13 protein-coding genes are annotated in these 13,493 nt (G+C 59.7%); 12 read left to right on the forward strand and 1 reads right to left on the reverse strand.

What is annotated here, in order from left to right:
* The first annotated feature begins 2 nt into the window (after positions 1–2).
* The 4 genes from cyoB to cyoE are packed head-to-tail and all read left to right on the forward strand — an operon-like array spanning position 3 to position 3,898.
* Positions 3–2,033 (forward strand): cytochrome o ubiquinol oxidase subunit I, encoded by a 2,031-nt coding sequence (gene cyoB, locus PspS34_RS04415; RefSeq protein ID WP_015093557.1) that lies wholly within the window; start codon positions 3–5, stop codon positions 2,031–2,033.
* A 3-nt stretch (positions 2,034–2,036) separates the two neighbouring features.
* Complete coding sequence (locus PspS34_RS04420; protein ID WP_030128695.1) at positions 2,037–2,657, forward strand: cytochrome o ubiquinol oxidase subunit III; 621 nt, start codon at positions 2,037–2,039, stop codon at positions 2,655–2,657.
* Complete coding sequence (cyoD, locus tag PspS34_RS04425; RefSeq protein WP_090453161.1) at positions 2,658–2,999, forward strand: cytochrome o ubiquinol oxidase subunit IV; 342 nt, start codon at positions 2,658–2,660, stop codon at positions 2,997–2,999.
* An 11-nt stretch (positions 3,000–3,010) separates the two neighbouring features.
* Positions 3,011–3,898 (forward strand): heme o synthase, encoded by an 888-nt coding sequence (gene cyoE / locus PspS34_RS04430; protein ID WP_057716357.1) that lies wholly within the window; start codon positions 3,011–3,013, stop codon positions 3,896–3,898.
* 494 nt (positions 3,899–4,392) lie between these two features.
* Here cyoE and PspS34_RS04435 read toward each other — a convergent pair whose 3' ends face one another.
* Entirely contained in the window at positions 4,393–5,802 is a 1,410-nt protein-coding gene (locus tag PspS34_RS04435) for a PLP-dependent aminotransferase family protein (RefSeq protein WP_150815162.1), read from the reverse strand.
* Positions 5,803–5,950: 148 nt separating this feature from the next.
* On the opposite strand from PspS34_RS04435, the gene PspS34_RS04440 reads away from it, so the two are divergent.
* The 8 genes from PspS34_RS04440 (at position 5,951) to PspS34_RS04475 (ending at position 13,427) form a co-directional block, all read left to right on the forward strand.
* The gene (locus PspS34_RS04440; RefSeq protein WP_057716353.1) at positions 5,951–7,051 is read left to right on the forward strand and encodes a hypothetical protein; all 1,101 of its coding nucleotides are present in this window, start codon (positions 5,951–5,953) and stop codon (positions 7,049–7,051) included.
* A 42-nt stretch (positions 7,052–7,093) separates the two neighbouring features.
* Positions 7,094–8,374, forward strand: a complete 1,281-nt coding sequence (locus PspS34_RS04445) for a biotin carboxylase (protein WP_154861632.1) — start codon at positions 7,094–7,096, stop codon at positions 8,372–8,374.
* A 48-nt stretch (positions 8,375–8,422) separates the two neighbouring features.
* A complete protein-coding gene (locus PspS34_RS04450; protein ID WP_102669141.1) occupies positions 8,423–8,917 on the forward strand; it encodes a RidA family protein in 495 nt (164 codons plus the stop codon).
* 83 nt (positions 8,918–9,000) lie between these two features.
* Entirely contained in the window at positions 9,001–9,486 is a 486-nt protein-coding gene (locus tag PspS34_RS04455; protein ID WP_154861634.1) for a cupin domain-containing protein, read from the forward strand.
* Positions 9,487–9,729: 243 nt separating this feature from the next.
* Entirely contained in the window at positions 9,730–10,374 is a 645-nt protein-coding gene (gene yfcF, locus PspS34_RS04460; protein ID WP_154861635.1) for a glutathione transferase, read from the forward strand.
* A gap of 28 nt (positions 10,375–10,402) precedes the next feature.
* Positions 10,403–11,743: a lysine 2,3-aminomutase gene (locus PspS34_RS04465; protein WP_154861636.1), complete on the forward strand. Its 1,341-nt coding sequence runs from the start codon at positions 10,403–10,405 to the stop codon at positions 11,741–11,743.
* Positions 11,744–11,774: 31 nt separating this feature from the next.
* Positions 11,775–12,650 (forward strand): branched-chain amino acid aminotransferase, encoded by an 876-nt coding sequence (locus PspS34_RS04470; protein WP_154861638.1) that lies wholly within the window; start codon positions 11,775–11,777, stop codon positions 12,648–12,650.
* Positions 12,651–12,668: 18 nt separating this feature from the next.
* On the forward strand, positions 12,669–13,427 hold the full coding sequence (locus PspS34_RS04475) for a TauD/TfdA family dioxygenase (RefSeq protein ID WP_102669145.1): 759 nt from the start codon (positions 12,669–12,671) through the stop codon (positions 13,425–13,427).
* Positions 13,428–13,493: the final 66 nt, after the last annotated feature.

Below are 13,493 nucleotides of genomic sequence, written 5' to 3' on the forward strand. Positions count from 1 at the left end.
CGATGTTTGGTAAATTAAGTTGGGAAGCAGTCCCGTTCCACGAGCCGATCGTAATGGTGACCATCGCCATGATCGCGCTCGGTGGTCTGGCGCTGTTCGCTGCAATCACCTACTTCAAGAAGTGGACCTACCTGTGGACCGAGTGGCTGACGTCGGTCGACCACAAGAAAATCGGCGTGATGTACATCATCGTCGCCATGGTCATGCTGCTGCGCGGCTTTGCCGACGCCATCATGATGCGTACCCAGCTGGCCATGGCCACCGAGGGTTCGCCTGGCTACCTGCCACCTGAACACTATGACCAGATCTTCACCGCCCACGGTGTGATCATGATCATCTTCATGGCGATGCCATTCTTCACCGGCCTGATGAACCTTGCAGTGCCGCTGCAGATCGGCGCGCGTGACGTTGCCTACCCGTTCCTGAACTCCCTGAGCTTCTGGCTGCTGGTTTCCGGCGTGGTGCTGATCAACCTGTCCCTGGGCGTCGGCGAATTCGCCAAGACCGGCTGGGTTGCCTATCCGCCGCTGTCGGGCCTGCAATACAGCCCTGGCGTGGGGATGGATTACTACATCTGGGCGCTACAGCTATCCGGCCTGGGTACGACGCTGACGGGGGTCAACTTCCTGGCCACCGTGCTGAAAATGCGTACCCCTGGCATGAAGCTGATGGACATGCCGATCTTCACCTGGACCTGCACCTGGGCCAACGTCCTGATCGTGGCCTCGTTCCCGATCCTGACCGCTACCCTGGCACTGCTGACGCTTGACCGTTACATGGATTTCCACATTTTCACCAATGAACTTGGTGGCAATCCGATGATGTACGTGAACCTGTTCTGGGCATGGGGTCACCCTGAGGTGTACATCCTGATCCTGCCAGCGTTCGGTATCTTCTCCGAAGTCATCTCGACCTTCACCGGCAAGAAACTGTTCGGCCACCACTCGATGGTCTACGCATCGGGCGCGATCTCGATCCTGGGCTTCATGGTTTGGCTGCACCACTTCTTCACCATGGGTTCGGGTGCCAGCGTCAACGCCTTCTTCGGTCTGGCGACGATGCTGATTTCCATCCCGACGGGTGTGAAGCTGTTCAACTGGCTATTCACCATCTACCAGGGCCGTCTGCGTTTCACCAGCCAGGTTCTGTGGACCCTGGGCTTCATGGTGACCTTCGCCATCGGCGGCATGACCGGCGTACTGCTGGCCATCCCGGGTGCTGACTTCGTTCTGCACAACAGCCTGTTCGTGATCGCGCACTTCCATAACGTGATCATCGGCGGTGCGGTATTCGGTTACATCGCAGGTTTCGCGTTCTACTTCCCTAAAGCGTTCGGCTTCAAGCTGCACGAAGGCTGGGGCAAGGCAGCGTTCTGGTTCTGGATCTCGGGCTTCTTCGTCGCGTTCATGCCGCTCTACGCGCTGGGCTTCATGGGCATGACCCGTCGTCTGAACGCCACCACCAACCCTGAGTGGGTGCCGTACCTGTACGTCGCCATGTTCGGTGCGGTGATGATCGCCGTGGGTATCGCTTGCCAGCTGATCCAGCTGTACGTCAGCGTGCGTGACCGCAACAAGCCGGAAAACATGTGCGAACACGGCGACCCGTGGAATGCCCACACCCTGGAATGGTCGACCTCGTCGCCACCACCGTTCTACAACTTTGCCGTGCTGCCGAAAGCCGACTGCATCGACCCGTTCACCGAAGCCAAGGAAAACGGCACCGCGTACAAGGCTCCGGCCAAGTACCAGCCGATCCACATGCCTAACAACACCGCCACCGGTGTGGTCATGGGCGCGCTGTTGACGGTGTTCGGTTTCGCGATGATCTGGCACATCTGGTGGCTGGCAATCGCTAGCCTGGCCGGCACCGTGATCTACTTCGTGATCCACGCGGCCCGTGATGATCAAGGCTATATGGTGCCGGTCGACGTGATCGAGCGCATCGAAGCCGAGCAGCACAAGCGCCTGGTAGCGGCAGGGAAAATCCCGGCCACCGCCACCCGTGTTGAAACCTCGTTGGAACAGGCTTAAACCATGTCGAATTTAGTGACCAATGTTGGACACGCCCATGGTGACCATGGGCACGATGACCACCACGACTCGGGCGAGATGACCGTATACGGTTTCTGGCTCTACCTGATGACCGACTGCATTCTGTTTGCGTCGATCTTCGCTGTGTACGCGGTACTGGTTAACAACGTAGCGGGTGGTCCGTCGGGCCACGACATCTTCGAACTGCCATACGTGCTGGGCGAAACCGCTCTGCTGTTGTTCAGTTCGATCACCTACGGCTTCGCCATGCTGGCGTTCTACCGGGGCAACAAGAAGCAGGTCCTGGGCTGGTTGGCCATGACCTTCCTGTTCGGCCTGGGCTTCATCGGCATGGAGATCAACGAGTTCCACATCTTGATCTCCGAAGGCTACGGCCCTAGCCGTTCCGGCTTCCTGTCCGGGTTCTTCACCCTGGTCGGTACCCACGGTCTGCACGTGACCAGCGGTCTGATCTGGATGGCGATCATGATGTATCAGGTCAACAAGCATGGCCTGACCTCGACCAACAAGACTCGCCTGAGCTGCCTGAGCCTGTTCTGGCACTTCCTGGACGTCGTCTGGATCTGCGTATTCACCGTTGTTTATCTGATGGGGACTATGTAAATGGCTAACCCAGCTCATTCCCACCATGGCCACGACGACGCCGGTCACGGCAGCTACAAGTCGTACGTCATCGGCTTCATCCTGTCGGTGATCCTGACCGCCATTCCATTCGGTCTGGTGATGTACCCGACACTGCCGAAGTCGATCACCCTGTTGATCGTCCTGGCGTTCGCGATCGTCCAGGTGCTGGTGCACCTGGTGTACTTCCTGCACCTGGACCGTTCGGCCGCGCAGCGAAACAACGTGATTGCGTTTGTCTTCGCCGCGATCGTGATTGTCCTGCTGGTTGGCCTGTCGCTGTGGATCATGTTCAGCATCCACACGTTCATGATGGCGAAGTGAGGTAAGTCCGCATGTCCCTCAAGCACTTTATCCAAATCACCAAACCGGGGATCATTTTCGGTAACGTGCTTTCTGTGGCAGGCGGATTTTTCCTGGCCTCCAAAGGGCATGTCGATCTGGCCATCTTCCTGGCCGCCATGATCGGCACGTCCCTGGTGGTTGCCTCCGGTTGCGTGTTCAACAACTGCATCGACCGCGACATCGACCTGAAGATGGAACGCACCAAGAACCGGGTGCTGGTCCAGGGCTTGATCTCCCTGAAACTGGCCCTGATCTACGCGACCGTCCTGGGTGTCGCCGGCGTTGCGCTGTTGTACAAGGTGGCCAACCCGTTGGCCGCACTGTTCGCAGTCATCGGCTTCGTGATCTACGTCGGCTTCTACAGCCTGTACCTCAAGCGCAAGTCGGTTCACGGCACGCTGGTGGGCAGTCTGTCGGGCGCCATGCCGCCGGTGATTGGCTACGTCGCAGTCAGCAACACCTTCGACATGGCCGCGCTGACCCTGCTGGTGATGTTCAGCTTGTGGCAGATGCCGCATTCCTACGCCATCGCGATCTTCCGCTTCAACGATTACCTGGCCGCATCGATTCCGGTGCTGCCGGTGAAGCGCGGCATCCAGGTGGCCAAGAAGCACATCCTGCTCTACATCCTGGCGTTCCTCGTGGCGACCTTGATGTTGACCTTCAGCGGCTACGCCGGCATGAGCTACCTCGCCGTCGCCGCGGCCATGGGCATGTACTGGCTGTACATGGCCTGGACCGGCTACAAGGCAGTGGATGACACGGTCTGGGCACGCAAGCTGTTCGTGTTCTCGATCTTCACCATTACCGCGTTGAGCGTGATGATGTCCCTGGACTTCAAAGTGCCGGCGGAGTTGTTGCTGACGTACGCGCCTTAAGGTTTAGATGCTGTAACGAAAAGCCCCGCCTTCGAGAGAAGAGCGGGGCTTTTTGTTGGGGCAATTCTGGTGGGCCGTGCTGCCACCAGTTTTAAGTACGACGCTGGCCCCCTGTGGGAGCGGGCTTGCTCGCGAAGGCGGTGTGTCAGGCAATATTGATGCTGGATGTGACGGCCTCTTCGCGAGCAAGCCCGCTCCCACATTGGACTAGCGTCATCGCTGATATCGAGCACGACGCTGACCCCTGTGGGAGCGGGCTTGCTCGCGAAGGCGGTGTGTCAGGCAATATTGATGCTGGATGTGACGGCCTCTTCGCGAGCAAGCCTGCTCCCACATTGGACTAACGTCATCGCTGATATCGAGTACGACGCGGACCCCTGTGGGAGCGAGCTTGCTCGCGATGGCGGCGTGTCAGGCAACATCAATTTTGAATGTGACGGCCTCATCGCGAGGAAGCTCGCTCCCACAAGGTCGGTGGTCGTCGGTTACTTGCTTTATTTTTCAAGCAACCGGAAAAACCGCTCGCGCACTTGCAAGCTATCGCTGTGCGCCACATTGAAGCGCAGGAACTGGCTGGCATCCGGCCCTTTGCTCAGCAAGGTGCCCGGCGCCAATACCATATTGTTCTCCAGCCCCTGGCGAGCCAGGTTTTCGGCATGCAGGCCGTCCGGCAACCGCGCCCATATAAACACCCCTTCTCCGGGTAGCGAGGAAAGCGAACACCCAGCCTCCGCCAACCAACTGGCCACACGACTGTTCGATTCATACAGCCGATCCACCGTGCGCCGCGCATGCTTGGCATAGCTGCCGTCGCTGAGCATGGTGCAGGTGATCTGCTCCGCCAGTTCCGATGTAACCCCGCCGCAGGCCATTTTCAACGCGACCATCCGCGCCGCCAATTGTGGCGAGAGCACGGTGTAGCTGACCCGGCTGTTGGCGGTCAGGGTCTTGGAGAAGCCGGAGACATAACTCACGTTGTCCAGCCCGCTGGCGGCCAGGCGCGGGGTGCGGCGTTGCTGGATGTCGCAGTACAGGTCGTCTTCGACAATGTGGAAGCCATGGCGGTGGCTCAGTTCCAGCAAGCGGTAAACCTGGGCCGGGGTGAACGAGTGGCCGGTGGGGTTATGCAGCGTGCTGTTGGTCATGTACAGCACGGGTTTGTGGGCGATCAGCAGTTGCTCGAAGGCGTCGAGGTCCATGCCGTCGCAATCCCGTGCGATGGTGATGACCTTGGCCCCGTGCAGCGCCAGATTGGCGTGCATGTTGAAGTAGCAGGGGTCGTCGAGCAGTACGGTGTCGCCGGGTTTGACCAGCAGGCGCATCAGCAGGTCGATGGCCTGCATGGTGTTGGCGGTGGTGATGATCTGGTCCACCGGCGCTTCGATGCCGAAGGTCGCCAGTTTCACCCGCAGGGCCTGGCGCAACGGCAAGTAACCGCCGGCCACGCCGTACTCACCCATGCGCAACGACGTTGCTCGCAGGGTACTGCGCACGGCTTTCTGCAATTCTTCGGCGGGTAGCCACGAGGTCGGCAGAAAACCGCAGCCGGGGCGCAGCGCGCCGTTGTCCAGCAGCAAGGCGCGACGAATCACGCTGAGGGTGTCCTGGGGTTGCAGGTCCGGGCCGGTGCCGCTTTTCAGCGCCGCTTCGGAGCGATGCACGTAATGCCCGGAGCCCTGGCGCGACACCACCAGCCCTTTGGCCCGCATGCGGTCCAGTGCATCGACCACCGTGGACTTGCCCACGTTCATCAAGTCGGAGAGTTCGCGAATCGGCGGCAGCTTGGCGCCGTGGGGCAGGCCCCCGGTGCTGATGGCATGCGTCAGCTGATCGACGATCTGCTGCACCAGCGGCGCACCGGGCTGGAATTCAATGGCGGCAATGACTGCACGTTGAACCTGCATTTTACTGGTCTCTCCGGCAGTAAAGTTCGTTGGATTCTATACGAACTTGCCCTGATCAGGACAAGCCTCTCTCTCTACCATGCCCTTACAGACTTTTCTGAATGTCAGCCTTTGTCGGCGGGCGTTCACCCGGTTCCTGAGGTGCTGCATGAGTGTCGAAACAACGGTCGCGGTGGCAAAACCGGTCATTAACCTGCGGTTATTCACGATCCGGATCATCACCGCCGTCTCGCTGTTCGCGGTACTGGGCAAGGCCAACGTCTGGCTCGACACGGCCACCAACAGCATCCTGGCCCTTGGATATCGCGCCTTGTTGCTGCTGTTGCCCCTGACTTTACTGGTACTTGGCCGTCGTTCCCTGAGCGTCACGCTGCTGTGTGCCGGCCTTGGCCTGGTACTGCTGGCGTTGACCAGCAATCAAGGCATGGTGATGTTTGCTGCCGCGTTGTTTGCCTACGGCATTGCCATTGCCGGTTACCTGATCAAGAGCGAAGCGGCCCAGACCAAGGAAGGCGCGGCCTACAACCGCGTAGCCATGAACATGGGCAGCCTGGTGGCCGGTTTGATCCTGCTGTCGCCGCTTCTCACGCCGACGATGTTTTTCCTCGGCGCGGCGGCGTTCGTGTTGCTGTGCCTGCCGATCGCCCTCGGCGCGACCTTCACCACCGAGCCGGTGGTAGCCCGCCCGGCCACTCAGGTCGGCAGCAACTGGGGCAATAAACTGCCCTGGGTGATCGCCGGGATCATCATGGGCATCAAGCTGTTCGGGGTGTTCTCGATCCTGCCACAGGCAATCCTGCTCAAGACCGGCGAGTTGCCGGCCTGGTACGGCTTGATGCTGATCCTCAACAGCGCCGTGGTGGTCTTCGCCCAAGTGCCGGTGATGAAGCTGATCGAGCGCACCGGGCGCTACAAGGTCGTGGCGGTGATCGGGATCATCGTCGGCGGTTTTGCGGTGCTGTCTTCGCCTGCCGCGTTCCACGTCGAAACCCTCGCCGGGGCGCTGGTCTGGGTGGCGCTGCTGTCCATTGCCGAATGCGCCTTCAGCTACCTCGATTACTTCTCCGTCAAACAGAACAACATGTTCGTCAAGGAAGTGTCCCTGGGCGTCGGGGCCGGGCTGACCGTGTTGATCATGCGTGTGGTGCCGGCGCCGTACAACGCGCTGGTGCTGGCCGCCATCGGTGCCGCAGGGATCCTGGCCTGGTACTGGCTCAACCGTAAATCCAATGCGTCGTTGCATGACTGAGTCATCGCCGTTGCGGTTTTCACTTTGCAGGTCAGGGGCATTATGAATACGACTTCCTGTGTAGTAGTGGTCGGTTACAACGGCAATCGGGTTCACGACATCCAGAAACTGCGCGAGCTGTGCAAGTCGCTCTACAACGCCAGGCTCATCCTGCTGGTCGAGCAAATTCAACCCCATGACGACCAGGTGGCCGATCACGTCTGCAGCACTTCGCTGGCGGAAGAAGATGTGGCGGCATCCCTTGAACTGGTGGTGGGGTGCCTGAATGCCGACAGCTGGAAGCTGATCGGCGTACTTCCGTTCTCCGATCGCGGCGTGCTGCTCGGTGCAGCGTTGGCCACTCACTTCGGCCTGCCGGGCATTACCCTGGAAGAAGCGGGGGCGGGCCTGGACAAGCAGATCTTCCGTCGGCTCGAAGCGGCGGCCAGCACCTCCCCCGGAGAATACCGGCCGGTGTTTTCCACGCGGGTCGAAAACCTGTCGGAACTGCGCCAGCGCGTCGTCGAACTGGGCGGCAAGGCCTTCATCAAACCGGCCTGCGAAGGTGCGAGCCGGGGCTGTCGCGTCATCCATCACCCTTCGGAATGCGATGACGCCTGGCTGGCCCTGAAGCCTTACCGCGAAGGCGGCATCGTCCTTGAAGCGCTGGTGCAGAACGCCCGTGAATACAGCTGGGACTGTGTGGCCGGCAGCACCTGGGTGACGGAAAAAACCACCACCGAAGGCGCCTACCGCGCCGAGATCCAGCAAGTGGTGCCTGCGCCGTTGTCGGTGGACGTGCAGGCGCGGCTGATGGCGGCTGGCCGGCACATGTCGGCGCTGGTCTCCCAGGACAACGGTGCCTGGCACAACGAAGTGTTCCTGCGCAGCGACAACCTGACCTCGGCCGTGGAAACCAACATGCGCCCCGGCGGCATGCACATCTGGGACCTGGCCAAACGCGCCTTCGTCAATTTCGATCCGTGGGAACGCTGGGTGCGCTGGGCGGTGGAAGGCAAGACCGAACAGCATGAGCCAGTGGCCCGCGGCTACTGCGGCATTCGCCTGCTCAGGGCGCCGGCCGGCGGCATCCTGCGGGCGACGCCCGACATCGCCACCGTGGCCCGTTCGCTGCGCATTGAACTGGTGGAAGGCCAGTACGCCAAGCGCATCGGTGACTCGGTCAGCGCGCAGGTCAAGGACAACTTCTCATTCATCGGCCACATCGTGTTGTTCAACGAACACTACGGGCAACTGAGCAACGACCTGTTGCGTCTGGCCGAGGTGATTGAGTCACGCATCGAGGTGACTTGCCTGGCACCGGTCACTCGCGCCGTGTGTTGAGCCAGCAAGCACCCGTTTTTTGCATTACTGATCAAGAGGGTTCGATCAATGATCCAGCACATGACCTGCGATGAACGCTTCATCGCCCTGGCCAAAGAGTTTGGTTATGACATTTACGGCGAAAACACCGCAGGCGGGCATTACGCGCCGTTGATCCGTCATCACGATGAGCTGTACATCAGCGGCCTGGTGCCACGCATGAACGGCAAGATCCATTACCCCGGCCGCGTCGGGCTGGACCTCACCATGGCTGATGCGCAGGCAGCCGCCAGCATCAGTGCGATGCGTGGGCTGGCGTTGATCGTCGATGCCATTGGTTCGCTGGACAAGATCAAGTCACTGATCCGGGTAACGGTGTATGTGAGGTCCACGGCGGACTTTGTCGATTTGAGCGAAGTGGCCAACGGCGCCTCGGATGTGTTCAGCCATGTACTGGGCGATGCCGGCAAACATACGCGCACCACAGTCGGTGTTTATCAGTTACCCAAGAATGCCGCGATAGAAGTGGACATGATTGCCGCCTTGCGCCCATCGGTTGTGTAAGTTGTTTTCCGACTTTACAGCGCTGAATCCTTAATTTAAGGTTCGGCGCTAAAGTATGGGGGATAATAAGAAAGGATGTGCGAATGGATAACTTTCAAGGTGCATTTTTTTCATATAAGGACTTTCGTCAAAGCCTGCACCATCGAGCGCCAAGTCCCAAGGTATGGAAAGGCACCGAACTAGCGAGTATGCGTGAGGCCCTTGAAGCCAGCGACGTTGATATTGTCGCGTTGGCTCACGACAAGAGCATTGAAGGCTGTGAAGTTACGCCTGGCATGGCGATCGCCATGCAATGGCTGAACCCCGGTGTGACGCTCAACGGTCATGCCCATTCCTGGTGGCATCTGTTTGTCATCCAGTGCGGCAGCGGCGTGTTGACCCTCGGCGATGCCGACGGGGTCAACGTCAGCAACGGCGATGTGCTACTGGTACCGGCGTGGACCAGACACGGCTTCGTCAACACCAGTAAACACGAGCCTCTGGCGATGCTGAACATGAGCAACATGCCACAAATGGCACTGCTTTCGAACTTTGCCGACAGCCATGGACTGATCACCACCCAGCCGTAATTTCCCAGCGCATCAGCCAAGGGAGCCAACTATCGTTGGCTCCCTTTTTTGTTTTTCAGACCTGCCGCCGGTATCGCCTTTTGCAGCGCTATTGCCGGGATTTTGGCTGCGTATCTGTCGGTGAAAAACAACTTTCTGTATCGATTGAATCAGGCAAATTCTGTATCTATTCAGCCTTCATCCAACTAACTACGATCACTTCCAATGCACGTTAATCCCTGCAGTCAGTGAATGGAGTGTTCTATGGATAACAGGAAGTTAAAACTGTATGTCGGCGCCGATCATATCAGCGCTTTTGCGATGTCGGCTTTTGTGGCGCTCAAGGAAAAGAAACTTTCATTTGAACTTGTTACTGTCGATCTAAAAGCACGCGAAAACTATCTGGCGACTTATCGCAAACTTTCGCTGACCTGCAAGATTCCAACGCTGGTTCACGACGATTTTGCCTTGTCGGAATCATCGGCGATTGCCGAATACCTCGATGAACTCTCCCCGGGGCATAAAAAACTCTATCCGCAGGACATCCGCCAGCGCGCCCGTGCCCGTCAATTGCAGGCCTGGTTGCGCAGTGACTTGTTGGTGGTGCGCAAGGAGCGCCCGTTTGACCTGGTGTACTTCGGCAAGAAAAACACCGTGCTGTCCGACGAGGCCCAAGCCGCCGTCGAGCGCTTGTTCTTCGTCGCCGGGCATTTGCTGGAAGAGGGCGCCGAGCATCTGTTCGGTGACTGGAGCATTGCCGACACCGACCTGGCAATCATGCTCAACCGCCTGGTTGCCAACGGCGATCCGGTGCCGGCACGGCTCGCGGCATATGTGCGTCGCCAGTGGGATCGCGACAGCGTTCGGGCGTGGATGGACATAGAGCGCAAAGCGCCGGCCATCGCGTAACAACAGGGCAATCACCAGGAGCGCGGCCATGCAAGGACTGTCGGAGCACGAACGCTACAAACCCTATAACTCACGCACCATCCGCGACACACCGTACTGGCACAAGCTGACGCCGGCGTTGCAGGAGGCCATGACCGTGGTGGCCAGGGTCATGCCGTTTCGCACCAACGAATACGTGCTGGGCACGCTGATCGACTGGAGCAACATCCCCGACGATCCGGTTTTCCGCATGACTTTTCCCCACAAGGACATGTTGCTGGCGGAGGAATATGCCTCGCTCAAACAACTGATCGAGCAGGACGACAGCGCGGCGATCAAGCGTCGGATCGAGGCGATCTGGCGGCGCATGAACCCGCATCCGGCCGGGCAGTTGACCCACAACGGAGTCACCCTCAACGGCAAGGTCCTGCCGGGCATCCAGCACAAATACCGCGAGACCGTGCTGTTTTTCCCCGGTGCCGGTCAGACCTGTCACGCGTACTGCACCTTCTGTTTCCGCTGGGCGCAGTTCATCGGCGAGGAAGAACTCAAGTTCAACGCCCGTGAGTCCCAGGAGCTGGTCAGTTACCTGAGGGTGCACACCGAAGTGACCGACGTGCTGTTTACCGGCGGCGACCCGATGATCATGAACACCCGCTCCCTGGCCGGTTACATCAAGCCGCTGCTGGATTTGCCACACCTGAAGAATATCCGCATCGGCACCAAGTCCGTGGCGTACTGGCCGCAGCGTTTTGTCAGCGACAAAGATGCACCTGAACTGCTGGAGCTGTTCCAGCGCATCGTCGCGGCGGGGAAAAACCTGTCGATCATGGGCCACTACAACCACCCGGTGGAGATCCGCCAGACCATCGCCCGCCAGGCCATCGAGCGTATTCGCTCGACGGGCGCGACGGTGCGCATGCAGGCGCCGGTGATCCGCCACGTCAACGAAAACCCCGCTGACTGGGCGGCGCTGTGGACCGAAGGGGTGCGGCTCGGGGCGGTGCCTTATTACATGTTCGTCGAGCGTGACACCGGGCCCAGCCACTACTTCGCGATGCCGCTGGCCCGGGCCTTCGAGATCTTCCAGGCGGCGTACCGCACGGTATCGGGGCTGGCGCGAACGGTGCGCGGGCCATCCATGAGCACCTTCTACGGCAAGGTGTTGATCAATGGCATCGAGACCGTCGCCGGGGAAAAGGTCTTCGTCTTGCAGTTCCTCCAGGCACGCAATCCGCAATGGGTGTTGCGCACGTTCTACGCGCGCTTCGATCCGCAAGTGACCTGGTTCGACGACTTGCAACCGGCCTTCGGCGAGCGTGCGTTCTTCTTTCAGACCGAGTTCACCGCCGTGCCGGAATTGATACCCGTGTTGCTGGAAACGGCGTAGGAAAATTCATGAACAATGGGGAGATATGGATATGAGCAGTATCCCGTTTGATCAGCGCGAGGGCGTTATCTGGCTCGACGGCGAGTTCGTCGAGTGGTCCCGGGCGCAGTTGCATGTGCTGACCCATGGCCTGCATTACGCGAGCACCGTGTATGAAGGCGAGCGGGTCTACAACGGCAGGATTTTCAAGCTGCGCGAACACAGCGAGCGCTTGTATCGCTCGGCGCAATGGATGGACTTTGCCATCCCCTATGAGATGGCTGAACTGGAAGCGGCGAGCCATGAACTGCTGCAACGCAACAAGGTTGTCGACGGCTACCTGCGCCCGGTGGCCTGGCGTGGCAGCGAGATGATCTCCACCTCGGCACGTTTCAACCGTGTGCATGTGGCCATCGCGTGCTGGCAGTGGCCGAGCTATTTCGACCCAGCGGCGCGCATGGCTGGTATCCGCTTGAAGACCGCGAGCTGGCGCCGCCCGCCACCGAGCAGCAGCCCGTTCGAGGCCAAGGCCTCCGGGCATTACCAGATAGCCACGCTGAGCAAGCACGACGCCGAGAACACGGGTTACCACGACGCGCTGATGCTCGACTGGCGCGGCCACGTTGCCGAGGCCACCAGCGCCAATGTGTTCTTCGTCAAAGGCCGGACGTTGCATACGCCGCTGCCGGATTGTTTCCTCAACGGCATCACCCGCCAGACCGTGATCGAACTGGCCAAAGCGCTGGACTACCAGGTGGTCGAACGCACGATTTTGCCTACAGAGCTTGGCAACTTCGATGAGTGTTTTCTCACCGGCACCGCCGCCGAAATCACCCCGGTGCAGAGCATCGATGAGCAGCATTATCGACCGGGTGACGCCTGCCGCGACTTCATCGCCGCTTACACCTCAACCGTCAACGCCGGATAACCCGCCAGGAATCTCACCATGTCAGACCAAGGGATTGTTGCGTCTCAACCTTGCATTTCGCTCGGCCATCGTCACGAAGAACTGTCGACGTTGGGCTGGACGGTGCTGATCCCGGACGAATTTGCCGATGATGTCGTAGGCACCTTGTGCGAGTTCGGTCGGATCATTCCGCAGTTCAACGGCCAGACGGCCTTTGCCATTACCCGCAAGCCGGGTTACGAAGACTTGCCATATTCCCAGAGCATGAACGGCATCGGCCCGCACACTGAAGCGCCTGTGTACGGGCCGCCGCCACGCTATCTGGCGTTGCATTGCCATAAACAGGCCAGGTGCGGAGGCGGGCACACCGGGTTGGTGGACGGTTATGAATTTCTCAAGTCCCTGGAGCGCAGCGAACCGCAACTGCGTGAGTGGCTGGATGACACACCGGTAGAATTTGTCGCCACCGCCAAACCGGGTGAACCGGGACAGCGGCGGGTCAAGGAATACATCCTCACGCCTACGGAAGACGGGGATATTTTCCGCTTCAGCTACAACCAGTTTCACTACGGCGACGTGAACCCGTCCAAGGAAGCGTTGCAGCAATCACTGGTGACCAACAACACCTCGCCGCTGGCCAGGTTTGCCGTGCTCGGCGAAGCGTACTTCGTCGAGCACAACGTTCCGGTGTTGATTCCCGACGGATGCCTGCTGATTTGGGACAACTGGCGGATGATTCACGCCCGCAGTCGTTACACTGACCCGGCGCGCAACCTGACCCGCTATTGGCTGGCCTGATTTTTCCGTCGCCCTACATTCTTTTGGCGTACCCCCTGGCGGGTACGCGCCTTACAGGTATCGCGT

The organism is Pseudomonas sp. S34 (genome assembly GCF_009866745.1).
Lineage (GTDB): Bacteria > Pseudomonadota > Gammaproteobacteria > Pseudomonadales > Pseudomonadaceae > Aquipseudomonas > Aquipseudomonas jessenii.

Excerpts from the sequence above, each read along its gene's own strand:
- cyoB (WP_015093557.1), top strand. The coding sequence starts at position 3 with ATGTTTGGTAAATTAAGTTGGGAAGCAGTCCCGTTCCACGAGCCGATC.
- PspS34_RS04420 (WP_030128695.1), top strand. The coding sequence starts at position 2,037 with ATGTCGAATTTAGTGACCAATGTTGGACACGCCCATGGTGACCATGGG.
- cyoD (WP_090453161.1), top strand. The coding sequence starts at position 2,658 with ATGGCTAACCCAGCTCATTCCCACCATGGCCACGACGACGCCGGTCAC.
- cyoE (WP_057716357.1), top strand. The coding sequence starts at position 3,011 with ATGTCCCTCAAGCACTTTATCCAAATCACCAAACCGGGGATCATTTTC.
- PspS34_RS04435 (WP_150815162.1), bottom strand. The coding sequence starts at position 5,802 with ATGCAGGTTCAACGTGCAGTCATTGCCGCCATTGAATTCCAGCCCGGT.
- PspS34_RS04440 (WP_057716353.1), top strand. The coding sequence starts at position 5,951 with ATGAGTGTCGAAACAACGGTCGCGGTGGCAAAACCGGTCATTAACCTG.
- PspS34_RS04445 (WP_154861632.1), top strand. The coding sequence starts at position 7,094 with ATGAATACGACTTCCTGTGTAGTAGTGGTCGGTTACAACGGCAATCGG.
- PspS34_RS04450 (WP_102669141.1), top strand. The coding sequence starts at position 8,423 with ATGATCCAGCACATGACCTGCGATGAACGCTTCATCGCCCTGGCCAAA.
- PspS34_RS04455 (WP_154861634.1), top strand. The coding sequence starts at position 9,001 with ATGGATAACTTTCAAGGTGCATTTTTTTCATATAAGGACTTTCGTCAA.
- yfcF (WP_154861635.1), top strand. The coding sequence starts at position 9,730 with ATGGATAACAGGAAGTTAAAACTGTATGTCGGCGCCGATCATATCAGC.
- PspS34_RS04465 (WP_154861636.1), top strand. The coding sequence starts at position 10,403 with ATGCAAGGACTGTCGGAGCACGAACGCTACAAACCCTATAACTCACGC.
- PspS34_RS04470 (WP_154861638.1), top strand. The coding sequence starts at position 11,775 with ATGAGCAGTATCCCGTTTGATCAGCGCGAGGGCGTTATCTGGCTCGAC.
- PspS34_RS04475 (WP_102669145.1), top strand. The coding sequence starts at position 12,669 with ATGTCAGACCAAGGGATTGTTGCGTCTCAACCTTGCATTTCGCTCGGC.